This window comes from Candidatus Poriferisocius sp. (genome assembly GCF_965214065.1).
In the GTDB taxonomy this organism is placed as follows: Bacteria; Actinomycetota; Acidimicrobiia; order Acidimicrobiales; family Bin134; genus Poriferisocius.
Map to the genome: position 1 here is coordinate 239635 of NZ_CBDCAT010000028.1, position 23804 is coordinate 263438.

Below are 23804 nucleotides of genomic sequence, written 5' to 3' on the forward strand. Positions count from 1 at the left end.
CAGTGGCCGAGCTCTACGAGCGGCTCCGAGAAGCCATCGTCGACGAGCGCCCAGTGGCGCTGGCCACCGCCATCGAAGGCCACAACGCCGGGGCCAAGCTGGTGGTGGAGCCTGACGGCGACATCATCGGCACCCTCGGCCATCCCGAGCTCGACCGGATCGTGAGCCGAGACGCGGTAGGGGAGCTGGCCGCCGGCCGCACCGGAGTGCGCCACTACGGTGCCGAGGGGCAGGCCCGGGAGACCGACGTGTCGGTGTTCATCGAGTCGTTCTCGCCCCCGCCGATCATGCTCATCTTCGGTGCGGTGGATTTCACTGCTGCGCTGGCCCGGGCGGGCAAGCTGCTGGGGTTCAACGTGATCGTGGCCGACGCCCGCACGGTGTTCGCCACCGTCAAGAGATTCCCCATGGCCGACCGCGTGATAGTGGCCTGGCCCGATGAGGTGTTCGACATCTACGGCGACCGCCTCGGCCCCCACGATGCGGTGTGCATCCTCACCCACGATCCCAAGTTCGACGTGCCCGCCGCGCAGCGGGCGGTGGCCACCGACGTGGGCTACATCGGGGTTATGGGCAGTCGCCGCACCCACGCCACCCGGCTGGAGCGACTTCGAGAGGTCGGATTGGACCAAAAGGGGATCGACCGGCTCATGGCCCCCATCGGGCTGGACATCGGCTCCCGCACCCCGGAGGAGACCGCCGTCTCGGTGTGCGCCGAGATCATCGCCAATCGCACCGGCCACAACGCACCGTCGCTGCGCGACAGCGAAGGCCCCATCCATCGCCCACCGGCGCACGGATGAAGCGCCTCGCCGCGCTGGTAGCGGCGGCGCTGGCGCTTTCAGCCTGTGGCGAGTCTGATCCAGGGGTAGATCCCACTGCTGTTCCGGTAGTGCCGACGGCCACGGTCGAGATGGCCGAAACGCCTGTCCCCACTGCCGAACCAGGGACCGCGACCCCCGACGCCCTAGCGACTCCAGAAGCTCCAGCCCCCGAGCCGGTACTTCTGCCCACGCCCCAGGTGATCACCGGCGGCGCTGGACCCACCGGCGATCTGGCGCGGGTGTCGACTGGTTGGGCCACCGACTGGTCTACACGGACCATCGATCTCGAAGAGCTGCGCATCGGCATCTCGGTGATTCCCATCCGCGACCGAATCCCGCCCATCGACAACCCCGAGTTCGCCCCGGCATCGGAGGCTGCATGGTCGGATCCCGAGCCCGGCCTGCTGCTGGTGGCCGGGGAGGAGGCCCGCTTCTATCCGCTGGCCATGCTCATCGTCCATGAGATCGTCAACGACGAGATCGACGGCCGCCCGGTGCTGGTCACCTACTGCCCGCTCTGCAACAGCGCCTTGGTGTTCGATCCGGTGGTAGACAGCAAGCGACTGCGGTTCGGCACTTCTGGGCTGCTGCGCAACAGCGACCTGGTCATGTGGGACGACGCCACCGAGTCGCTGTGGCAGCAGATCGGCGGCGAGGGCCTGGTGGGGGCCTACGCCGGCCACCGCTTGGACGTGATCCCGTCGGCCATCGTGTCTTGGGGCGACTTCAAGGCTGGCTACTCCGACGGCATGGTGCTGGCCCCGCCCGGTCGCCCGGCCAGCAGCTATGGCCGCAATCCCTATGTGCAGTACACCTCCCGGTCGTCGCCCATTCCCGGCTTCTTCGACTCCACCATCCTGGACGACCGCTACCCAGCCCTGGAGCGAACCGTGGGGGTGACGGTGGACGGCCACGACAAGGCCTATCCGTTCAGCGTGGTGCAGGCCAACGGGGCGGTGAACGACGTCGTTGGCGGCGTTCCTGTGCTGGTGCTGTGGTCGCCGGGTACCGCCGATGCGCTGGATGCGCCCACCACGGCCGAGGGAGCGGATGTGGGCGCGGCTTTGGCCTTCGACCGGCGGGTGGATGGCGAGGTGTTGTTCTTCTCAACGGCAGGCGAGGGCCGGTTCACCGACGAACGCACGGGCTCGACCTGGAACGTGCTCGGCCATGCGGTCGAGGGTGAGCTGGCCGGTAACCGGCTTGAGCCGGTGGTACACACCAACGAGTTTTGGTTCGCCTGGTCGGCGTTCCACCCCAACGCAGAGGTTTTCGGGCCATGACTTTTCGGATGAAGATGACCGAGGGGGCGCGGCCATGACCATCGCCGCAGTCGTATTGGCCGCTGGCGCCGGTATTCGATTCGGGGGCGACACCCACAAACTGCGGGCACCCTTTCAGGGCCGCACCGTGGTGCAGCACGCCCTCGGCGCGGCGCTGGAGGCAGAATTCGACGAGGTGTACATCGTGACCGGGGCGGTGGAGTTGCGCGATCTGATCCCAGACGGGGTGGTGTTGGTGGAGAACCACTCGTGGGAGTTGGGCCAGGCCACCTCGCTGCGGGCCGGGGTGTTCGTCGCGGAGAACGACGGCCACGACGCGGTGGTGATCGGGCTGGGCGACCAGCCCTTGGTAGGCGTCGAGTCGTGGCGGGCGGTAGCCGAGGCCGAGGGCGACTTGGTGACCGCCGTCTACCGGGGGCGCCGCAGCCCCCCGGTGAAGCTGGGGTCGGCAGTGTGGCCGCTGCTGCCCACCAGCGGGGATGCGGGGGCCAGAATACTCATGCAAATGAGGCCCGGGCAGGTTACGGAAGTATCCTGTGGAGGAGAACCGGTCGATTTCGACACTGTCCAGGACTTGGAAGCATGGTCTTGAGAGGTTCGCAATCGAATCAAGAAAAGTGATTTTGGAGGATCTTCAAGCATGGAAATGAGCAATGAGATCGAGGTGAATGCGTCGGCCAGCGACGTGTGGGCCGCCTTCAATGATGTGGAGCGCATCGCTCCCTGCCTGCCGGGAGCCCAGCTCACCGAAATCGAGGGAGAAGAGTACCGAGGCGTGGTCAAGGTCAAGGTTGGACCGGTCAATGCCCAGTACAAGGGCAAGGCAACGTTCACCGAGCGCGATCAGGACGCCATGAAGGTGGTCATTCTGGCCGAAGGCCGCGAGACCAGGGGGCAGGGTAACGCCAGTGCAACAATCACCGCCACGGTGGAATCGCTGAGCGATGACCGTACCAAGGTCGGGGTTGTCACCGACCTCAAGATCACCGGCAAGGTGGCGCAGATCGGCCGCAACCTCATTCCCGACGTGAGCGCCAAGATCATGGACCAGTTCGCCGGCAATCTCGAGTCCATGCTGTCAGACCCCCCTTCAGATGATGCTTCCTCCGAGTCAGATGACTCCAGCGACGGATCGGGAGTCAGAGCCATATCCAGCCCCGAGCCCGAAGCAGTGGATCTGTTGGATGTAGCCACCCCGCCGGCGGCCAAGAAGTTCGGGCCCATCGCCGGAGTCATTGCTTTGTTGTGGATCGTCCGCAGGGTCTTCAAGAGGAAGAAGAAAAAGAAGGGCTAACCCTGAATCCAGGCGATGACGAACAAGTCGAGGCCCTGCTGGGCCGCGCGCCCCGGGGTAGCTACGAAGTAGTGGTCAGAGCTGACGACGGTACCCCCCGGGTGCTGCGAAATTCCCCATTTCTGGATGACGGCACCCCCATGCCCACCCGGTACTGGTTGGTGGGCCCCGACGACGTGCTGCGGGTGAGTCGGCTGGAATCGACTGGGGGAGTGCGCCGGGCCGAAGCCGCGGTCGATCCCGGGGATCTGGCCGACGCCCACCGCCGATACGCCTCCGAGCGAGACGCCGCCATCCCCGACGGCTATACCGGGCATCGCCCTTCTGCCGGGGTAGGGGGCACCCGACAGGGAGTCAAGTGCCTTCACGCCCACTATGCCTGGCACCTAGCCGGGGGAGACGACCCGGTGGGGCGCTGGGTGGCCGAACAGTTGGGCGCCGGGGACCCAGCGTGAGCCCACCGGTAGTGGCCGCCATCGACTGCGGTACGAACTCCACCCGTTTGTTGGTGAGCCGGGGCGGCGTCGAAACGCTGGACCGGTTTATGACCATCACCCGCCTCGGAGAAGGGGTGGATCAGACCGGAAATCTGGCTCCAGGCGCCATAAACCGCACGGTGGACTGCCTGCGAGGCTACCGGGAGGTGATGGACCGCCACGGGGTGGAGGCCGTTCGGATTACCGCAACCTCGGCGGCCCGAGACGCCGCCAACCGACAAGAGTTCTTCGACGCCGCCGAGGCGGTGGTTGGCACCCGCCCCGAGCTGTTGAGCGGGCTGGCCGAGGGGCAGCTTTCGTTCCGAGGGGCTACCGCCGACGTTGACCCTGAACTAGGGCCGTTTCTGGTGGTCGACCTGGGCGGAGGGTCCACCGAGCTGTGCGTGGGCACCACCGTATGCGAGGCGGCCATGTCGCTGGATGTGGGCTGCGTGCGGCTCACCGAGAAGTACCTCCACAGCGACCCGCCGCTGCCTGAGGAACTGCACGCCTGCATCTCTGTCACCGGCGCCTATCTCGACGACGTCGACCGGGAGATGCCAGCCGCCCGCCATGCCCGGACGTTTGTGGGGCTGGCGGGCACGATATCTGCCGCCGCGGCCGTCGAGCAGGGGCTTCGCGCCTACGACCGGGACAAGATCCACCATTTCGAGCTGACCAAGGCAGCGGCCGAGGATGTGTTCCGCACCCTGGCCACCGAGTCGCGGGCTGATCGGGCTTTCAATCCGGGACTGGAGCCGGGCAGGGTAGATGTGATCGTGGGGGGCATGGCCATCTTGGTGAAGATCATGCGGCACTTTGACTTTGACACTTGCTTGGTATCGGAGGCGGACATCCTTGATGGAATGGTCTTGAGCTTGCTGGACTAGCGGGCGCCCTGAGCCGGGCCACCCACCACCACGACCTATTCTGTGGCCCGCCGCCCCGCCTAGCCATCATGCCCCCCACTTTGTTTAGAGCTTTTGAGTAGGTTTGCGGGTGGTGAGGACTTGGGCGCGGATTCGGGGGACTCGGGACGGGCAGGTGCTTCGCGGGTCTCGAGTGGAGCTGCGGCCGCTGGTGGAGGGCGACTTCGCCCAGTGGCAGGCGGTGCGGCGGGCCAACCGGGAGTGGCTCACTCCTTGGGAGCCCACGCCATCGAGCTCCCAGCCCGACGTGGTGGAGGACCGGATGGCCTTCGCCGCTCGGTGCAGTGCCCGCGATCGAGAGCGGCAGATGGATGCCGGTTACGGATTCGGGGTGTTTACCGATGGTTGCCTGGTGGGCGAGATGAATCTCTCGGGCGTGCAACGGGGCCCCTTTCAGAGCGGCCATGTGGGGTACTGGATCGATCACCGCTGCGCCGGGCGGGAATACGCCCCTGAGGCTTTGGTGGTGGTGCTCGACTACGCCTTCGAGAATCTGCGGCTGCACCGGGTGCAGGTCAACATAATCCCCCGCAACCAGGCCAGCCGCCGGGTGGTGGAGAAACTGGGAATTCGCGACGAGGGTGTTGCCCTGCGCTACCTGGAGATCAACGGTCGTTGGGAAGACCACGTCCGTTACGCCATCACCTCCGAAGAGTGGCGGCAGCGGGGACCGGAACTCGTAGCCGGCTGGATGAGCTAGCTGCTGGTTGAGTTGCTGATGGCCTCCTTGAGAGCGGCCACCCGCTCTTTGAACTCGGGTTGGGCCATCGACCAGGCCTGGGGGCCGACTTCTCGGGCTACTGCGGCTGCGCTATCGGCAACCGCGCCCATGTCGTTCACGGTCTGCTTCATGGCCTTGGCCAGCTCTCGAGGGACCCGGGCCGGTCTGCGGGCCATACGGCGGGCCTCTTCCAGCAGGGCATCGTCATCCACGCATTTCCAGGCCAGTCCGATCTCGGCGGCCCGGGGCCCATCGAGCCTCTCGCCAAACAGCACCATGGCCATTGCTGTCTGGCCGTCGCAGATGTTGCGCAATCGCCAGGTGTGGCCCCCGCCGGGGTGAATGGCGATCTGGAGGAACCGGCTCTCGAACATGGCCGAGCGTCCGGCCAGAATCACATCGCAGGCCAAGGCGAAGTTCATGCCCGCGCCCACCGCCGCCCCGTTCACCGCGGCCACCGTGGGCAGCGGGGTTTCGGCCACCCGCAGGAAGCCGGCGTAGATGGTTCCTAGGCTCTCGGGATCGTCGGCCGCTAGCAGCTCGTCGAGGTTGGCGCCCGCCGAGAAGGCCGGGGCTGTGCCGGTGAGCACCACCGCCCCCACAGACTCGTCGGCCTCCAAGCGGTCGAATGCGGCGTCGAGCTCCCGGTTCATGTCCAGGCTGACGGCGTTGCGCACCTCGGGGTGGTTGAGGGTCACGGTGGCGACGCCGTCTTCTATCTCAGTGAGCACAAGGGCCATGTCAAGACAATAGGGGTGCAGCGAATAAGTTGGCCCAATGGGCGAATCACGGCTTCCTCGGCACTCCAGTCGAGCGCTGTCGTATCGCAACTACCGGCTGTTCCTCTCCGGCGCCATCGTGTCCAACTCCGGCGTGTGGGTGCAGACGGTTGCACTGGCCTATGTGATCGAGCGTCTTACCGACAGCGGGACTTGGGTCGGTTTGGCCGCCATGATGCAAATGCTGCCAGCGGTGGGTTCGGGAATGGTGGGAGGGGCGCTGGCCGACCGCTTCCCCCGACGGATCATGCTGATGATCACCAACTCAACCCAAGCGTTCATCGCTCTGGGGTTCTCGGCCATGTGGGCCTTAGGGGTCGACCGCCCGCTGGCGTACGTTGCCCTCGGGATGGTGCAAGGGTGCGTCAACGGCATCCAGTTGCCCGCCTGGCAGGCCTTTGTCAGCGAGCTGGTGCCCCGCGGTGCCCTGTTGAACGCGGTCACCTTGAACTCGGCCCAGTTCAATGCCTCTCGGGCGGTCGGACCCGCGGTTGGGGGATTGGTTTTGGCTGTTGGCGGACCGGCGTGGGCGTTCCTAGTCAACTCCTTGTCGTATGCGCCTGCGGTCCTTGCCTTGACGCTGATCCGAGTACCCCGGTTGATGCCTGCTGGGCAGGACCGCCCGAACATCTTCAAAGACGCGGCGGCTGCGGTGCGCTATGTCTCCAACCACCCCGGCATTCGCCGAGCCACCCTGATTGCCGGAGTCATTGCCTTTTTCGGCCAACCCATTATCCACTTGGTGGTGATATTCGCCGACGATGTTTTTCAGGTCGGCGAGACGCAATATGGCATCCTGGCCGCGGCTGGCGGGGTGGGGGCCATCCTGAACACCCCGCTCGTGGCCAACTGGGGCAGTCGCGTCCCCCGCAGCCGTTTGATTGGCCTGGGCTGGCCGGTGTACGGCTTGGCGTTGCTGGGGTTCGCACTATCGCCCTACTACTGGCTGGGAGTGGTGGCTCTGGCCGTTGTAGGAGCGTCGCACATCATGACTGCGGCCACCCTCAACACTGTGATCCAAATGCAAGTGGAAGAAGCGCTGCGGGCCAAGGTGTTGGCCCTGTATCTGATGACCCTGATGGCGGGGTTGCCTCTCGGCGCTCAGCTTCAAGGGGCTCTGGCCGACCTGATCGGCCCCCGCGTCTCGGTGGGCGGCGCAGGAGTTCTCTTGGCTGCCACTGCTTTGTGGTGGGTGATCACCGGCCGGACCAAGGTTCTCAACCTTGACTGAGCCCGGACAGGGAAACTGTCACTCCTATCGGGATACTGGGTTCATGAAGGAATTTGGGAACAAAGAGCAGACAGATGGGAACAATGAGCAGACAGAGCAGGAGGAGCAGAGGGCAATGCGGGTCATCCACGGCGACAACCAGAAGCAAGAGAACAGCGCTGGCCGGTGCTTGGCCTTCGCCGAGGCCGCCCGGCAGTTGGCGATGGCGGTGCGAGGCCTCGGGCTGAATGCGCCCAGTTTTCGCAGCCCGCCCCGCGAAGTCGGACGCCGTCGGACGCTGGTGCGCCACCGCGACGGCTCGGTGACGGTTGCGGTCATGGTTCGCAACCGCGTCTGGGAAGCAGTTCAGGCCGACATGATCGAAGGCGTAGTAGTAGCCAACTCGATGGACGGCACCGATGCCGCGGTGCTGCGCGACCAACTCTGGGAGGCGCTGGAATGCGAGTCAGCCCAGCGAGAAGCTGCCTGAACAGCCGACCCGAACAGCAGGCCTCATCAGAAGCTCAACCTAAGATGACAAGCCTATGCTTCTAACTGAGATTGACCACGTTGCCATTGCGGTCCTCGACCTAGACAAGGCCGTCTCGTTCTACGAGACGGCCTTCGGGGCCACTGTGACGCACCGCGAGGCCGTGGAGAACGACGGAGTGGAAGAGGCATTGTTGAAGGTGGCCGACTCTTACGTCCAGCTCACCACAGCCACCCGTGACGACTCGCCTATTGCCAAGTTCCTGGCCAAGCGGGGAGAGGGCATTCATCACGTCGGCTACAGGGTGGATGACTGCGCTGCCGCCCTCGACGCAATGGTCGCCGCCGGCGCCACTCCCATCGATGCCGAACCCCGTCCCGGCTCCCGGGGCACCACCGTCGCCTTCATCCACCCCAAAGGTGCCTTCGGCACCCTCATCGAGCTGGTCCAGGAATAAACCCTCTCTCCAAACCATAGGCTTGATCCATGGTGATGCGTCGGGCCTCGCTGATCGTCGAAGGCATGACCTGCTCAGCCTGCGTGTCGCGTATTGAGCGCAGTCTGAGCGCGGTCGACGGTGTTGTAGAAGCCCGAGTGAATTACGCCTCAGGCCGGGCTTCGGTGGCTTGTGATGATGGGGTTGCCGACGCGGTTTTGCGGGCGGCAGTGTTAGACGCCGGCTACCAGGCACGCCTGCCCAGCGGTCTCGACGATGAACTCGCCGCCCGGCCAACCGAGCTGAGACGGCTGACAGTTTCTTCAGTGATGGGCGCGGTGGTGCTGCTGGTGACCATGGTGGACGGTTTGGCCTTCGATCTGGGCTTTTCCGCCTCGGATTGGCTAGCCGCAGTCTTGAGCGCCGCGGTGGTCTTTTGGTTTGGATGGGGTTTCCACCAGCGAGCCTGGAAGCAGCTCCACCACCGAACCGCCACCATGGACACACTGGTGTCGGTGGGCACCGCTGCATCTTGGATTTGGTCCACGGTGGCATTGGCCACGCCAGTCGGAGATGGCCATCTTTATTTCGAAACCGGATCAATCATCGTGGTGCTGGTACTGCTGGGGCGCCATCTGGAATACCAGGCCCGCCGTCGCTCGGGAGACGCCTTGCGGGCTATGGCAGAACTCGTCGCCCCGTTGGCTCGCTTGGAGGACGGCACCGATGTGCCGGTGGCCAGCCTGGAGGTGGGCACCAGATTTGTGGTGCGCCCCGGCGAGAAAATCGCCACCGACGGCGTGGTGGTCGACGGTCATTCTGCGGTGGACATCTCCCTGGTCACCGGAGAGCCGGTCCCCGTTGAGGTGGGTCCCGGCGACGCTGTGCTTGGAGCTTCGGTCAACGCCAACGGCTCGTTGGTAGTGGAAGCTACCGGAGTGGGGGCCGAAACTGTGCTGGCCCGAATCATGCTTCTGGTAGAGCAGGCCCAGACCAACCGTACCCGCATCCAGCGGCTGGCCGACCGGATATCGGCGGTCTTTGTGCCCGCCGCAGTGGTGATTGCCGTGGGCACGCTGATCGGTTGGCTAGCGGCCGGCCAACCTGCCTCTGAGGCGTTCTCCGCCGCGGTGGCGGTGTTAATCGTGGCCTGTCCGTGCGCGTTGGGTTTGGCCACTCCACTAGCGGTGATGGTGGGCACGGGTCGGGGTTCCCAACTCGGGATCATCCTGAAGGGCGGCGAGATGCTGGAGGACACCCGACAGCTCGACACCGTGGTGTTCGACAAGACCGGCACCATTACTGAGGCCCGAATGCAAGTGGTAGCCGTTGCCGCTCCCGACGGCGACCCCGACGCCTTGTTGGCCCTGGCCGCGTCGGTTGAATCTCGTTCGGAGCATCCCATTGGCCGGGCCATCGCCACCGCGGCTGACAACGGAGGGGAGGTGGTTGGCTTTCAGAATCACCCGGGTGCCGGGACGGTCGGAATGGTGGAGGGCGTTGAGGTGCGTGTGGGGAAAAGGGAGTTATTCGAACAGGTGCCCGAGGCGGTGGGCGCTGCTGCGGCCGAGGTGGAGGCCATGGGTCGGGTAGCTGTGTTGGTGGGACGGCAATCGGTGGCCGAGGCGGTGATCACAGTGGACGATCGGTTGCGGGAGTCCGCCCCAAGGGCGGTGGCCGCGCTGAAGTCGTTGGGGCTGGACACGGTTCTATTGACGGGAGACCATCCCCGCCGGGCTCAGGCCGCGGGTGACGAGCTGGGCATCGACCGGGTGGTGGCCGGCGTCGGACCCGGAGGCAAGGCTGCTGAAGTTGCCCGGTTGCAAGCCGAGGGCCGCCGAGTTGCCATGGTGGGCGATGGCATCAACGATGCTCCTGCCCTTAGCCAAGCCGACATCGGCATTGCCATGGGGACCGGCGCTGATGTTGCCGCCGAAGCCGCCGACATCACCATTATGTCGTCGGACCTGAGCGTGGTGGCCGAGGCCGTCGCCCTGAGCCGGCGAACCATGAACAGCATCCGCGGCAACCTGTTCTGGGCTTTTGTCTACAACACGGCTGCCATCCCACTAGCCGCTGCCGGGGTGCTGGAACCGATATTCGCGGCCGCGGCCATGGTGATGTCCTCGCTGTTCGTGGTTACCAACAGCCTGCGCCTCCGACGTTTCGGAATCGGCTAGCAGAGGGAAGACCCCGGCATACGTCAGATTTCACTCGCCAAGAAGGCCAGAAGCACTTCGTTGGTGCGCTCGGGGGCTTCTTCGGGGATGAAGTGGCCGCAGCCGGCGGGGCGGGCCCGGTAGTCGGGGAAGTGGTTCACAAAGGAGTCGGCGTAGGGGTTTCCGTGGGGGATGTGGTCGTCGGCGGGAAACCCGTCCTCGAACGCTTGGGGCATCAAGAATGCTGAATACAGGTACAGCGCGGGGTGGGGGTAGGTGCGGCCGAGGTCTTCAGGGCCATACACCGGGAACACGCCGAAGTCGGGATGGCTGAAGAGCAAGCCGGGGTGGTTCCACATCTCGGCTACCTGCGCCGGGGTTCGGTAGACCAGGTGGCCGTCGTCATCGGGGAAGTGGAACGGCAGGGCATCCCGATAGTACGAGACGGCGTGGAAGTGCGATCCGGGCTGGTCGAACGCCGCCCGGTAGTGCTCCACGTCGTCGGCGTTCCAATACTTGCTGGGGTCCCAGTCGGCCATGGCCCCGCCCGGGTCTTGGGCTTCGTTATCGGTTGGCGGGGCTTTCCACGGCGAGTGGGGCGGCGGGCCGTAGCTGCCCTCGATGCCGCCGAAGATCGAGTTGATGAACTCGCCAGCATGGCGCTCCCAGAACTGCTCGGCCTCAGGCTCGCACTTGAACCAGTAGCCGTGGATGCCCCACGGGATCCACACCGTGCACAAGGTGTCCACCAATCCCAGCCGGGTGAACCGGTCGGGATACTCCAGAGCCGCTTTGAAGGCGACGATTCCGCCCCAGTCGTGGCCCACCAGCGAGCATTGGCCGATGCCCAGGGCGTCGATGAAATCCACGATGTCTCGGGCCAAGAGGTCTCGGGTGACCCGGACACGGGGCTTGTCGGTGCCGCCGTAGCCCCGGGTGTCGGGGGCGTAGACCCGGTAGTGCTCGGCCAGAACCGGGATCTGACGGCGCCACATATGGGAGGTCTGGGGGAAGCCGTGCAGCAGCACCACCGGGGGCGCATTCTCATCGCCCGCAGCCAGATAGTGGAAGCGAAGGCCGGCGGTGTCGATGTAGTTGGACTCGGTCATGAGGGCTCCTGAGGTCGGTTCGAAGCGGTCGCGACAATAGGGCGGCATACGGCAGCGCACCGCATCTGTGTATGGGCGAGACTGGGGAGATGGACTACCAGTACTTGACCTACGAGACGCTGGACGACGGCAGAATCGCCCGCATCATGCTGAATCGGCCCGAGGCCCGAAACGCCCAGAACCGGGGGATGCTGGTGGAGCTCAACGAGGCTTTTCTGGTGGCCGAGGCCGACGACGATGTGCGGGTGGTGATCCTGGGTGGAGTGGGCCCGATGTTCTCGGCTGGCCATGACATGGGCACCAAGGCGAGCATCGAAGAGCGGATGCCCGGCCCCAACCAGCACCCCACCTGGCAGATCAACGGCGGCCAGCGGCGAGGCTCTGAGAAGCTGATGCTCCAGGAGTGGCACTACTTCTTCGAGAACACCAAGCGGTGGCGCAACCTGCGCAAGATAACCATTGCCCAGGTGCAGGGGCCGGTATTGGCCGCCGGGCTGATGCTCATGTGGAGCTGCGACCTGATCGTGGGCGCCGAGGACGCCTCCTTTGCCGATGTTGTGGGCACCCGCCTGGGCATGATGGGCGTGGAGTATTTCGCCCACCCCTGGGAGTTCGGCCCCCGCAAGACCAAGGAACTCCTGCTCACCGGCGACTCCATCGACGTCCACGAGGCCCACGCCCTGGGAATGGTGTCGAAGGTGTTCCCCAACGAGTCGCTAAGCGAGCAGACCCTGGAGTTCGCCCGCCGCATCGCCGCGGTGCCCTCAATGGCAGCGCTCTTGATCAAAGAGGCGGTGAACCAGTCGGTGGACGCCCAGGGTTTCAACACCGCTTTGTCGGCTTGCTTCACCCTCCACCAGCTCAACCACTCCCATTGGGCCTCAATCACCAACGGCGAGTGGTGGATCGCCACCGAGGAACACGGCGTCCCCCACTGGAAGGACGCCCCCAAAGTCCGGCCTGCGGCCAAATCCTCCCCCGGCGGCGGCTGACTTGGCGCAGACAAGCAATAATACGACCGTGATTCCTGAGCGCTACTCCGGCTATGAGACTCGGGTGCGAGCCGGGGCGGTAGATTTCACGCCGGTGCCGGGGGATGTGGCGGCCAATTTGAACAAGATGACCCGCTGGATCGTCGAGGCCGCCGAGGCGGGGGTGGGACTGCTGGTGTTCCCCGAGGAGGCGCTTACCGGGGCGATCCACTGCGACGACTGCGAGCATCTGGGCGGGCCGTGCGGCTTGCACCGATCGTTGGCCGAGACCGTGCCCGGGCCATCAACTGAGGCGCTAGCGGGCCTGGCCGCAGAGCACGACATGTATCTGGTGGTGGGCATGATCGAGCAGGAGCCCGACGACTCTGACGCCCTGTATAACGCGGCGGCGGTGATCGGGCCCGAAGGCATCATCGGCACCTACCGCAAGCTGCACTTGGGCTCGCTTCCGTTTGTGACCGAGGGGGTCTCGTTTCGGCCCGGCACCAGCCTGGATGTGTTCGAGACCCGCTACGGCCCCATCGGCGTGCAGATTTGCTATGACTTCTGGCTCAACCCCGAGGGCAGCCGCCTGCTGGCCCTCCAGGGCGCACGAATCATCGTCAACCCCACCGCGGCGTTCGCCGGAGGGCCCGACAAGGTGGAGTCCATGCGGCGGGTAGCCGCCACCCGGGGGCAGGAGAATTTTGTTTTCACCATCTCGGCCAACCAGGTGAGCGGCATCGATGCCGGCGACAGCCTGGAGGACAGCTTCGACGGGGCGCTGCCGGCCAACTATGCCGGCCACAGCCTCATCTGCGGTCCCCACTTCCCCGATTTCAGCCATATCTATGCCGAGGGCTCCGACACCGAGGGCCTGGTGATAGCCGACTTGGACTTAGAGGTGCTGCATCGCTGGGACGAGGTGTGCCCATGGCGCCAGTGGCGGTCCACCCACCAGTCGGGAACCTCGGAGTTGTTCGCCACCGAATTCGCCAAACTTGTCCACGGGCCCCCGGCTCAATAATGGAGGAAGACAAATGAGCACTGAACCAAGGATCCTGCCCTTCGAGGACATCGAATGGGTGGACGAGTCCAAGAATCCCGATGCCCCCGCGGAGCTGATTGCCAAGGCCAAGGAGATGGGGGCCGGGCGCAAGCACGTGGCCCGGGGAGAGGGGGGCTTTTGGTGCCAGTACACCACCATGCCCGCCGGCTATCACGTTCCGCCCCACAGCCATGACCAGAACGAGCTGCTGATCGTGGTGTCCGGTGGCTGTGAGGTGTGGCCCGACGGCGCCGATGGTCCCTCGGCACAGCTTGGCCCGAAGGACTCGGTGATCCTGGCCGCCAACCACAAGTATTCCTTCACCTGCGGTCCCGACGGCATGGAGTTCTTCGTACTGCGCCCCGGCGACGCGGCAGCCTCGTTCAACGCTTCCTGAGGCAGTCCTATGGCGACACACCACTAGGGTGGCCGGCATGGGAAACCGTCTAGATGGCAAAGTCGCAATCGTCACCGGAGCTGGGGGCGGCATCGGGCGAGAGCACGCACATCTCCTGGCCTCCGAGGGCGCCAAAGTCCTGGTCAACGACCTTGGCATCCGCAAGACCCCAGAGGGGGTGGTAGCCAACGCCGAGCGGGTGGCCAACGAGATCAACGATGCCGGGGGCGATGCTGTACCCAGCGACACGTCGGCCACCTGGGACGGCGCCGCCGAGATCGTGCAGCAGGCAGTGGACGCCTTCGGGCGGCTCGACATCTTGATCAACAACGCCACTGCCGGGCGCAATAACGACATTTGGCGCTTCACCGAGGAGGAGTGGGACCTCACCGTTGGAGTCAACCTAAAGGGTTACTTCGCCATGATCAAGCATGCCGTGCCCCATCTGGTGCAACAGGACACCAGTGTGATCATCAACACCAGTTCGGGGTCGGGCTTCGGCCACCCGTCGCACTGCGCCTACTCCGCCGCCAAAGAGGGAGTCATCGGACTGACCCGCACCGCGGCTCGGGAGCTGGGCCGTTTCGGAGTGCGGTGCAACGCCATCCGTCCCCGGGCGGTGGGAGCGTCCACCGCGGAGTACGCCATCCGCACCGCTCGGTGGACCGATCTCATGGCCATCACCATGGCCCCCCGGGGCGGTGCTGCCCCTACCCCCGACGATACCGACGAGGCCTACGCCCCCCGCAAGATCGCCCCGATGGTGGTGTGGCTGTGTACCGATGCCGCCCGCCACGTGACTGGACGCACGTTCCACATCTCCGGCGACATCGTCAGCCGCCTGAGCGAGCCCCAGCGAGAGGCGGCCGTGTACCAAGACGACGGCCTCACCCTTGACGCCCTCGACGCATTCTCCGGCCGCCACCTCACTGAAGACCTGGCCAACGACTACCTCCTAGAAGACCGCCCCGACCTCCAAGTCTTCGAGCCCTAACTGCGGCTCGGCACCGGGCAGATGAGCCTGAGGGTGCAATAGGCTGGGACATGGCCCAAAACCAGACCGGCGACCGGTACATGATCCTTTCGTCGGACACCCACGCCGGTGCCTTGACCCGCACCTATAAGGAATTCCTGGATCCCGTCTGGCACGACGAATTCGACGCCTGGGAGGCGGCCATAACCAACCCATGGGTCGACCTGCGGGATATGGACACGGCCAAGGTCAACTGGGACAGCGATGCTCGCACCGCGGCCTGCGATGCAGAGGGCATCACCGGCGAGGTGTTGTTCCCCAACACGCTCACCCCCTTCTACGACATCTTGGTCCACCTGTCCGGAGTGCCTGACACTGCGGCTGCCTATGCCCGCCGGTGGGCCGGTCTGCAAGCCCACAACCGCTGGTTGGTGGAGTTCTGCGGTTACGAGCCCAAGCGTCGTAAGGGCCTCGTACAGCTTCTGCCCAACGACCTAGACGACGCCGTTGCCGAGGTGCGCTGGGCTTCCGAGACCGGGGTAATCGGCGGCGTGATGATTCCCGCCATCCCGCCCAATCACACAGTCGAGCCGTTCTTCCACCCTCGCTACGACCCGCTGTGGGACGTGTGTAGCTCGCTGGACATGCCGGTCCACCAGCATATGGGCTCTGGGTGCCCCGATCTGGGCGATAATCCGGTGGCCTGGGGGGTGACGTTCACCGAATACGAGCTGTGGCCCAAGCGCACTCTCATCCACCTCATCCTGGGCGGGGTGTTCGAACGCCATCCCGACCTGAGGGTGGTGTGGACCGAGATGTGGGGGATGCGGTGGGTCCTCGAGGAGCTGAACCGCATCGACCAGCGGCTCCGCAACATCCAGAGCAAGTACGCCGGAGACCCGCGCACCCTCAACTACGCCCCCACCTTCGGTTCCGACACCGTGGACGGCCTGTCGCTTTCGCCCCACGAATACTGGCAGCGCAATTGCCGCATAGGGGCCTCCATGCTGCCTCGGTCCGAGGTCCAGTACCGCCACGCCGTGGGGATGGACACCATCATGTGGGGGGCCGACTTCCCCCACGACGAGGGCTCCATCGGCTACACCACCGAGGCCCTCGCCGCCACCATGTGGGATGTGCCTGTTGAGGAATGCCAAGCGATGCTCACCGACGTGGCCGCCGAGCTCTACAACTTCGACACCGAAGCTCTAGCCCCCATCGCCGCCCGCATCGGCCCCTTAGCAGCCGATGTCCACACCCCCCTAGCCGAATTCCCCGTATCCAAAGGCCTCTCCTTCAACACCGACCCATCCCTTGAATCGGTGATCACAAGCTGAGGACACATCCTGGACTGGAGTGCAGCCTGGTGGTTGAAGTGGTTGCTGCCTGATGGGGGCCGCTCTTGGGATTGGGTACGCTGAGGGGGATATGAGAGGGGCAGGCCGATGATCACCGGGATGAACCATGCGGTGCTGTATGTGCGCGATGCTCGGCGCCAGCAGCAGTTTTATGCCGAGGTGCTGGGGTTTGAGACGATCATCGACGAGCCGGGGCAGTTTGTGTTTATGCGGGCGCCGGCGTCGGAGAACCATCACGACATCGCCTTCTTCTCCATTGGCGACGGGGCTGAGCCCTCCGCGGCCGGTCGGCGATCGGTGGGGATGTACCACATCGCCTGGGAGGTGCCCACCCTTGACGAGCTGGCCACCATCCGCCAACGGCTGGTGGATGCGGGCGCCCTGTACGGCGAGAGCGACCACGGGGCCAACAAGAGCCTCTACGCCAAAGACCCCGATGGCTTGGAGTTCGAGGTTATGTGGCTGGTGCCACCCCAGCACTGGGGCGATGAGGAGAATCAGGCCATCATCCGGCCCCTGGATCTCACCCAAGAGCAGCGGCGATTCGCTGCTTTGGCTGCCGACTAAGCAACCGGGGCCGCAGCCATGAGTCTCACCAACCAGTACTGCTATTTCTACGACGACGAGCTGTTTGTCGAAACCGATCGGGAGGGATTTCGCCGCCGGGTCATCACCGGCGACGGGCTCCAACTCTGTTTCTGGCGTATCACCGGCGGGGTAACCGGGTCGTTCCTGCACCGCCACGAAGATCACGAGCAACTCGGCATCATTGTGCGGGGCAAGCTCGACTTCCGCATCAACGACGACCCCGACAGCGAGGAGCGGGTGGTTTTGGGCGAGGGCGAGGCCTACATCGCTCCCAAAGGGGTGTGGCACGGCGATTCGGTGTTCATAGGCGACGACGAATACGGGGAGTGCTGGATCCTAGACGTGTTCACCCCGCCCCGCGACGACCTGATTGAGGGCTAATCCCATGTCCGACTGGCGGCTGGCGGTTGATATCGGGGGCACGTTCACCGATGCAGTGCTGCTGGACGCCGCCACCGGAGCGGTAACGGTCAACAAGGCCCTCACCACCCCAGCCGCTCCCCTCGAAGGGGTGCAAACCGCGGTCGGCCAGTTGCTGAGCCAGGCCAAAGTGGCCCCCGGCGAGATCACCGCTCCTATCGTTCACGCCACCACGCTCATAACCAACGCCCTGATCGAGAACAAGACCGGTCGGGCAGGCCTGGTCGCCACCTCCGGCTTTGGCGACACCCTGCTGATCCGCGACGAGCACCGCTACGACATGTACGACCTTCAGATCGAGTTTCCCGCCCCGCCCATAAGCCGAGAGCTCACCTTCGAGATCGACGAGCGCACCGCGGCCACCGGCGAGGTGCTGGCGGTGCCGTCGGCAGCGAGCGTCACTGCGCTGGTCGGCGAATTGGCCGAGGCCCGGGTCGAGTCGGTGGCGGTGTGCCTGCTCAACTCCTATGTCAACCCGGCCAATGAGCGGCTGTTGGCCGAGGAACTGCGCCGGGAACTGGGGGTGCCGGTGTGCGCCTCGGCTGACATCTCGCCGCAAATCAGGGAGTATCCCCGCATGATCACCGCGGCCTGCAACGCGGCCACCATGCCGATCATCGGGCCTTATCTGGACGAGCTTCAGAAGTGGCTTTCGGCTGAGGGATTCGGCGGTTCGGTGCTGATGATGCTGTCCAACGGAGGAGTGGTGTCGGCCGACGACGCCGCCTCCGCCCCGATCCGGCTGGTGGAGTCGGGTCCGGCCGCCGGCGCCCTGGCCGCTCGATGGTTCGCTAACCGCATGGGGGAGGACCGGCTACTGGCCTTCGACATGGGCGGCACTACTGCCAAGGCCACCTTGGTGGAAGACGGCGAGCCCGCGCTGACCAACACCTTCGAGGTGGCGCGGCGCTATAGGTTCAAGAAGGGATCAGGCTTTCCGGTGTCAGTGCCGTCGGTGGATTTGGTTGAGATCGGCGCCGGAGGAGGCAGCTTGGCCCACCTTGATCAGTTCGGCCTGCTCAAGGTGGGCCCTGAGTCGTCCGGCGCTGACCCCGGTCCGGCCTGTTACGACCAGGGTGGCGATCAGCCCGCGGTGACCGATGCCGACGTGGTGCTTGGCCTGCTAGACCCCGATGCCTTCTTGGGCGGCGACATGCCCCTGGATGCCGGACGGGCCCAGGCGGCCATAGAACCGCTGGCCGCCGGCCTCGGTATGTCGACTATCGACACCGCAGCCGGGATGTACGAGGTTGTCAGTCAGAACATGGCGGCGGCCGCCCGCATGCACGCGGTGGAGCGGGGAGTGGATCTGCGAGGCGTCACCGTACTGGCCTTCGGCGGGGCCGGACCGCCCCATGCCTGCCGGGTGGCCGAGCTGTTGGACTCTGATCGGGTGGTGTTCCCGGTGAACGCCAGCGTGCTGTCGGCCTTCGGGACGCTGGTGTCTCCGGTGCGTATCGACCTGGCTCGCTCCATGCCGGTGAAACTTGCCGAAATCGACCCCGCAGAGCGCGACAGTCTGCTGGACGAGCTGCGGGAGGAGGGCCGCCGGGTGCTGCTCAGCGCGGGGGTGCCCGAAGCTGACATTAGTTTCCGCTACGGCATCGACGCCCGCTACACCGGCCAGGGCAATGAGATCACCATTTGGGTGGGCGAGGGGGACGCCTGGGAGGCATCTGGTGACGAGGTGGTCGGAGCATTCGAGGCCGAATACCGCCACATATACGGGATGACCATCGACGACGTGGACATCGAGATAGTTACCTGGCGCCTAGCGGCCCGAGCCGACCCGGCCGAGATCGCCGAAGTAGATGCGGAGGTGCAATCCGCACCTGACAGCCCATTCCAACCGGCTTCCACCCGCACCGCGGTGTTCGGCCGAGAGCAGGATGCGGTAGAAGTCCCGGTCTACCGCCGCGCCGATCTTGCCGCTGGCATGTCGTTCCTCGGTCCTGCCCTCGTGGAGGAGCGGGAGACAACGTCGATCATCCGCCCTGGGTGGAATGTGTCCGTTGCCGACGACGCCAGCCTCATCGCCGTGCTGGAGGAGAAATGAGCCAGACCACCTACGACCCCATCCAACTCGAGATCTTGTGGCAGTCGCTTATCTCGGTGGTGAACGAGCAGGCCCGGGCGCTCCAGCGAGCGGCATTCAGCCCCATCGTGCGGGAAGCCGGCGATCTGGCCAATGCGGTGTTCGACAAGCGGGGTCGCATGGTGGCCCAGGCAGTGACCGGCACTCCCGGCCACATCAACTCCCTAGCCATCGGGGCGGCCAACATGCTGGAGGAGTTCCCCCCTGACGCTCTTGAGCCCGGCGATGTGTTGGTCACGAACGATCCCTATCTCACCGCGGGCCAGCTACTGGACGTGACCGTGCTGGTCCCGGTGTGGCGCGCCCCGGCCGCGGGCGGCGACCCCGTGCCCATCGCTTACTTCGGCTCCACCATCCACCACACCGATGTGGGGGGCTACGGCATCGGCGCAGGGGCCCGGGACTGCTTCGAAGAGGGCCTGTGGATCCCCATCTGCAAGCTCATGAAGCGGGGCGAGCGCAACCAGGACGTGTGGAAGTTCGTCCTGTCCAACGTCCGCCAGCCCGACCACATGGCCGGCGACCTGCACGCTCAGATGGCCTCGGGTGAGGTGGGCGCCCAACGCCTGGGCGCCCTGTGCGACGCCTACGACCTAGACGACATAGAGGAGCTGGCCGACGAGATCATCGACCGCTCCGAGGCGGCCACCCGGGCCAGCATCGCCGAGCTGCCGGCGGGGGAATACCAGGCCGACGCAGTGCTCGATCTGGCCGACGGCAGCCGCATCGACATCGTGTGCTCGTTGCGGGTGGACCCCGATGCCGGGGAGATCATGGTGGATTACGACGGAACGTCGGAGGCCAGCCCGTGGGGTATCAACGTGGTCCGCAACTACACCCACGCTTACACCACGTTCACGGTGCGCTCGGTGCTGAACCCTGAGATCCCCAACAACCACGGCAGCCTGGCGCCGATCAAGATGGCTGCCCCCGAGGGGTCCATCGTGAACGCGGTGCTGCCCCAGCCGGGTACCGCTCGCCATGTTGTCGGCATGTTCCTGCCCAACGCCCTGCTCAAAGCCCTGGCCCAGGTCAAGCCGGAGGAGTCCATGGCCGAGGGGGCGGGCGCGGTGTGGACCATGCAGGTGAGCGGCAACCACGACGACGGAACCCCGTTCATAACCGCCATGTTCACCTACGCCGGAGGGGTGGGAGCTCGGGCTTCCAAGCCGGGCTTGCACGCATGCTCCTATCCCACCGGGGTGAGCGCAGTTCCCATCGAGGTAGTGGAGGCCTCCGCACCGGTGCGCTTCACCCGCAAAGCGCTGCGGCCCGGCTCTGAGGGGCCAGGCGCCCAGCCCGGTGGTATGGGCCAGACAATCGAGTTCAGCGTGGACACGTCCCGCCCCTGGCTGCTCAACGCGGTGACCAGCAGATTGTCCGATCCGCCCCAGGGTATTTTTGGCGGAGGTCCGGGAGAGGCGGGCTCATTCCAAGTCAACGGGGAGCCGGTCACCACCCAGAGCCGCATAACGCTCGACCCTGATGATGTCGTGCGCCTCGAACTGCCTGGAGGCGGAGGCTACGGATCTCCCGATGGCTGATCCGGTCACGTTTACGTCCGTTTGGGAACGAGCGGTCGAACGGGCTGGCGATGCCGTTTTCTTGGTCTTTGAGCGGCCCGACGGCGCTGTGGCCACCTGGACATACCAGCAGTTCGACGCTGTCGTCACCCACGTCGCCGCAGGTTTGATCCAGAGGGGGGTGGCCCCAGGCGATTCAGTACATCTGGCGCTGACCAATACCCCGGCCTTTGTGGCCCTATGGCTGGCCGCCAACCGGCTAGGGGCGTGGATCGTTCCCTCCGACCCTTTGGGCAAGGTGCCGGAGTTGGCCGACCACATCGAGCGCACTCGGCCGAAGGCCGGTTTCTGCTCCATCGATCGGTCTGAGGTTTACCGTCGAGCGGCGGCGGCGAGCCCTGGTCTGGCCATCACCGAGGTGGACGAAACCACCGGCAACCTCGACGCGCTGGCCGGCAGCGCCCGGGTGGACTGGCCAGCGGTCGATCTGCGAGACCGGGCCGCGGTGATGTTCACCTCGGGGACCACCGGGCGGCCCAAAGGGGTGGAGATCACCCAGGCCAACTACGCCTTCTGCGGTCAAGTTATGGCCGAGCGGGCGGACTTGACCCCCGACGACCGCCAGTTGGTGGTGCTGCCCATGTTCCACGCCAACGCCCAGTACTACTCCTTCGCCTCAGCCATCTGGACGGGGGCCTCGGCGGCGCTCATGCCCGCCTTCTCAGCCAGCGGCTTTGTGGCCCAGGCCGCGCGCCACCAGGCCACCTGCGCCAGCCTTTTCGCCGCCCCCATGCGGATGATCCTGGCCCGGAGTGCTCCTGTTGGCGGGTTGGGTTTGCGCCACTGCTGGTACGCGCAGAACATCGCCGACGACCAGTACGAGACCCTGGCCCGATGGTTCGGATGCCGTCCCCGCCAGCTCTACGGCATGACCGAGACCATCCCCGCCGTGCTCACCGAGCCGGCCGACAACCCCGTTCCGTCGTCCATGGGCCAGGTAACCCCCGGTTGTCAGGTGATGGTGCGCGACGGCGAGGTGCTGGTGGGAGGCGACCCTGGCACGACACTGTTCGCCGGCTATCTGGACGACGCGGATACCACCGCGGCCTCGTTCACCCCCGACGGCTGGTTCCGCACCGGCGACCGGGCGGCGGTCGACGCCGATGGCCGCCACTATTTCGACGGCCGCCATTCCGATGTGCTCAAGGTGGCCGGGGAGAACGTCTCCATCGTGGAAGTGGAGTCGGTGCTGGCCTCGCACCCCGCAGTGCTTGAAGCCGCAGTGGTGGGCACCCCTGACCCGGTGCGCGACGAAGTGCCGGTGGCTTTCGTGGTGCCCGCCGACCCGGCCAGCCCCCCGGCAGCCGATGAGCTGTCGTCGTGGTGCCTCGAGCGGCTGGCCAAGGCCAAACAGCCCCGTTCGTTTACGCTTATGGACGAACTGCCCCGCACAAGTGTGGGAAAGATCCGCAAATTCCTGCTGCGACAACAGGCGGAAGCGCCGCAGAAGGAGAAACAGGGGGTGACCAAATGACCCTGCTTACCGGGGAACTGCTCGAATCGTTCGAGGACTCGATCACCGATGTGGCCACCGCGGTGACCCTTCCCCCTGAGATATACACCTCAGAGGAGTTCCTGGCCTTTGAGCGCCAGGCGCTCTTCGAGCACGAATGGTGCTGTGTGGGGGTGGCCAGCCGCATCCCCGAGACCGGCGACTGGTTCACCACCACGGTGAGCACAGAGCCGATCATCGTGGCCCGCCAAAGAGACGGTTCCGTCGGTGCTTTCTCGGCCATCTGCCGCCACCGGGGAATGCAGGTGGCGGAGGGAGAGGGCAACAGCCGCTCATTCCGGTGCCCCTACCATCACTGGAGCTATCGCCTCGACGGCCGCCTGATGGGCGCCCCGGCCATGGAGCGCACCGAGGACTTTGACAATGACGACTGGGGCCTGCCCAATCTGGCAGTTGAGCTGTGGAACGGGTTCGTCTTCGTCAACTTCAATCCCGACGCTGCGCCGCTGGCCCCCACTTTGGAGCGCTACGAGCCCTATCTGGCGAACTACGAGCTTGACAACTGTGTGTGCCCCGGCACTTTCACGCTCGAAGACCTGCCCTGGAACTGGAAGGTCATGTTCGAGAACTTCAACGACGGCTACCACGCCAACCGTCTCCACGAGGTGATCCAGGACTTCTGCCCCTCGGAGATGGCCCGGTTCCCGGTGCCGTGGTCAGACGATTCCAACGTGATCTTCCGAGAGAACGGCTACACCCACATCGACGGCGGGTTCAACGCCACCCGCAAGGCTCTATTGCCGGTGTTTCCCAAGCTCACCGAGGAGGAGCGGTGGCGGTCCACCTTCGCGCTGGTCCCACCTTCGCTTTGCATCGGCACCGCCCCCGACATGGCGTTCTTCTTCATCGTGCGGCCCACCTCGGCGGAGACCATCGACGTGGAGATCGGCTACCTGCTGCATCCCACATCGCTAGAGCACCCAATGTTCGACCACCTGCTCCAGGCCAGCGACGACGGGGTCCAGGTGTTCGTAGCCCAAGACCAAGACGCCACCACCAAGGTGCAGCGGGGCCTGCGGTCTCGCTTCGCCGTGCGGGGCCGTTACTCCTGGCAGGAGGAGACCCACGTGCAATTCAACCGCTGGTTGGTACAGCGCTACCGCCAGCACTGGCCGACGAGCGCAGGGTTGCCAGACGGGGCGTAACCG

At 65.4% G+C, this 23804-nt stretch carries 24 protein-coding genes; 22 read left to right on the top strand and 2 right to left on the bottom strand.

Annotated elements, in window-relative coordinates; translation table 11 throughout:
* Positions 1–2: 2 nt before the first annotated feature.
* The 7 genes from ACOOGG_RS12495 to ACOOGG_RS12525 all read left to right on the top strand — a co-directional run bounded on the left by ACOOGG_RS12495 (position 3) and on the right by ACOOGG_RS12525 (position 5506).
* On the top strand, positions 3–803 hold the full coding sequence (locus tag ACOOGG_RS12495) for an XdhC family protein (RefSeq protein ID WP_420435503.1): 801 nt from the start codon (positions 3–5) through the stop codon (positions 801–803).
* Entirely contained in the window at positions 800–2107 is a 1308-nt protein-coding gene (locus ACOOGG_RS12500) for a DUF3179 domain-containing (seleno)protein (protein ID WP_420435505.1), read from the top strand. Before ACOOGG_RS12495 ends, ACOOGG_RS12500 begins: the two co-directional genes overlap by 4 nt.
* A 34-nt stretch (positions 2108–2141) precedes the next feature.
* Entirely contained in the window at positions 2142–2699 is a 558-nt protein-coding gene (locus tag ACOOGG_RS12505; protein WP_420435507.1) for a nucleotidyltransferase family protein, read from the top strand.
* A gap of 54 nt (positions 2700–2753) precedes the next feature.
* Positions 2754–3401 carry an SRPBCC family protein gene (locus ACOOGG_RS12510; RefSeq protein ID WP_420435509.1) on the top strand — a complete coding sequence of 216 codons (648 nt, stop codon included), beginning with the start codon at positions 2754–2756 and terminating at the stop codon, positions 3399–3401.
* A gap of 71 nt (positions 3402–3472) precedes the next feature.
* A complete protein-coding gene (locus tag ACOOGG_RS12515; RefSeq protein ID WP_420435511.1) occupies positions 3473–3856 on the top strand; it encodes a DUF501 domain-containing protein in 384 nt (127 codons plus the stop codon).
* Positions 3853–4767, top strand: a complete 915-nt coding sequence (locus tag ACOOGG_RS12520; RefSeq protein WP_420435513.1) for an exopolyphosphatase — start codon at positions 3853–3855, stop codon at positions 4765–4767. The genes ACOOGG_RS12515 and ACOOGG_RS12520 overlap by 4 nt, the downstream gene beginning before the upstream one ends.
* Before the next feature lie 112 nt (positions 4768–4879).
* Positions 4880–5506 carry a GNAT family N-acetyltransferase gene (locus ACOOGG_RS12525; protein WP_420435515.1) on the top strand — a complete coding sequence of 209 codons (627 nt, stop codon included), beginning with the start codon at positions 4880–4882 and terminating at the stop codon, positions 5504–5506.
* On the opposite strand, the gene ACOOGG_RS12530 is transcribed toward ACOOGG_RS12525, so the two are convergent.
* Positions 5503–6267: an enoyl-CoA hydratase-related protein gene (locus ACOOGG_RS12530; protein WP_420435517.1), complete on the bottom strand. Its 765-nt coding sequence runs from the start codon at positions 6265–6267 to the stop codon at positions 5503–5505. The genes ACOOGG_RS12525 and ACOOGG_RS12530 overlap by 4 nt on opposite strands.
* A gap of 37 nt (positions 6268–6304) precedes the next feature.
* On the opposite strand from ACOOGG_RS12530, the gene ACOOGG_RS12535 reads away from it, so the two are divergent.
* Genes ACOOGG_RS12535 through ACOOGG_RS12550 form a run of 4 tightly spaced genes read left to right on the top strand, consistent with a single transcriptional unit; the run spans position 6305 to position 10622 of the window.
* Complete coding sequence (locus ACOOGG_RS12535; protein ID WP_420435519.1) at positions 6305–7537, top strand: MFS transporter; 1233 nt, start codon at positions 6305–6307, stop codon at positions 7535–7537.
* A gap of 43 nt (positions 7538–7580) precedes the next feature.
* On the top strand, positions 7581–8006 hold the full coding sequence (locus ACOOGG_RS12540) for a hypothetical protein (protein ID WP_420435521.1): 426 nt from the start codon (positions 7581–7583) through the stop codon (positions 8004–8006).
* 55 nt (positions 8007–8061) lie between these two features.
* Positions 8062–8463, top strand: a complete 402-nt coding sequence (gene mce, locus ACOOGG_RS12545; protein WP_420435523.1) for a methylmalonyl-CoA epimerase — start codon at positions 8062–8064, stop codon at positions 8461–8463.
* A gap of 29 nt (positions 8464–8492) precedes the next feature.
* Positions 8493–10622 carry a heavy metal translocating P-type ATPase gene (locus ACOOGG_RS12550; RefSeq protein WP_420435525.1) on the top strand — a complete coding sequence of 710 codons (2130 nt, stop codon included), beginning with the start codon at positions 8493–8495 and terminating at the stop codon, positions 10620–10622.
* A 23-nt stretch (positions 10623–10645) separates the two neighbouring features.
* Here the strand turns inward: ACOOGG_RS12550 and ACOOGG_RS12555 are convergent, their stop codons facing one another.
* Entirely contained in the window at positions 10646–11710 is a 1065-nt protein-coding gene (locus ACOOGG_RS12555) for an alpha/beta fold hydrolase (protein ID WP_420435527.1), read from the bottom strand.
* Between the two features lie 71 nt (positions 11711–11781).
* On the opposite strand from ACOOGG_RS12555, the gene ACOOGG_RS12560 reads away from it, so the two are divergent.
* The 11 genes from ACOOGG_RS12560 to ACOOGG_RS12610 all read left to right on the top strand — a co-directional run bounded on the left by ACOOGG_RS12560 (position 11782) and on the right by ACOOGG_RS12610 (position 23801).
* Complete coding sequence (locus ACOOGG_RS12560) at positions 11782–12702, top strand: enoyl-CoA hydratase (protein ID WP_420435529.1); 921 nt, start codon at positions 11782–11784, stop codon at positions 12700–12702.
* A gap of 28 nt (positions 12703–12730) precedes the next feature.
* A complete protein-coding gene (locus ACOOGG_RS12565) occupies positions 12731–13708 on the top strand; it encodes a carbon-nitrogen hydrolase family protein (RefSeq protein ID WP_420435531.1) in 978 nt (325 codons plus the stop codon).
* A 13-nt stretch (positions 13709–13721) separates the two neighbouring features.
* Positions 13722–14126 carry a cupin domain-containing protein gene (locus tag ACOOGG_RS12570; RefSeq protein WP_420435533.1) on the top strand — a complete coding sequence of 135 codons (405 nt, stop codon included), beginning with the start codon at positions 13722–13724 and terminating at the stop codon, positions 14124–14126.
* Between the two features lie 37 nt (positions 14127–14163).
* Positions 14164–15120: an SDR family NAD(P)-dependent oxidoreductase gene (locus ACOOGG_RS12575; protein ID WP_420435535.1), complete on the top strand. Its 957-nt coding sequence runs from the start codon at positions 14164–14166 to the stop codon at positions 15118–15120.
* A gap of 50 nt (positions 15121–15170) precedes the next feature.
* Positions 15171–16436 (top strand): amidohydrolase family protein, encoded by a 1266-nt coding sequence (locus ACOOGG_RS12580; RefSeq protein WP_420435537.1) that lies wholly within the window; start codon positions 15171–15173, stop codon positions 16434–16436.
* A 108-nt stretch (positions 16437–16544) separates the two neighbouring features.
* Positions 16545–17024: a VOC family protein gene (locus ACOOGG_RS12585; protein WP_420435539.1), complete on the top strand. Its 480-nt coding sequence runs from the start codon at positions 16545–16547 to the stop codon at positions 17022–17024.
* An 18-nt stretch (positions 17025–17042) separates the two neighbouring features.
* Positions 17043–17426, top strand: a complete 384-nt coding sequence (locus tag ACOOGG_RS12590; protein WP_420435541.1) for a cupin domain-containing protein — start codon at positions 17043–17045, stop codon at positions 17424–17426.
* A gap of 4 nt (positions 17427–17430) precedes the next feature.
* A complete protein-coding gene (locus tag ACOOGG_RS12595) occupies positions 17431–19521 on the top strand; it encodes a hydantoinase/oxoprolinase family protein (protein ID WP_420435543.1) in 2091 nt (696 codons plus the stop codon).
* Positions 19518–21104: a hydantoinase B/oxoprolinase family protein gene (locus ACOOGG_RS12600; RefSeq protein WP_420435545.1), complete on the top strand. Its 1587-nt coding sequence runs from the start codon at positions 19518–19520 to the stop codon at positions 21102–21104. Before ACOOGG_RS12595 ends, ACOOGG_RS12600 begins: the two co-directional genes overlap by 4 nt.
* Positions 21097–22617: a class I adenylate-forming enzyme family protein gene (locus ACOOGG_RS12605; protein WP_420435547.1), complete on the top strand. Its 1521-nt coding sequence runs from the start codon at positions 21097–21099 to the stop codon at positions 22615–22617. The genes ACOOGG_RS12600 and ACOOGG_RS12605 overlap by 8 nt, the downstream gene beginning before the upstream one ends.
* A complete protein-coding gene (locus ACOOGG_RS12610; protein WP_420435549.1) occupies positions 22614–23801 on the top strand; it encodes an aromatic ring-hydroxylating oxygenase subunit alpha in 1188 nt (395 codons plus the stop codon). Before ACOOGG_RS12605 ends, ACOOGG_RS12610 begins: the two co-directional genes overlap by 4 nt.
* Positions 23802–23804: the final 3 nt, after the last annotated feature.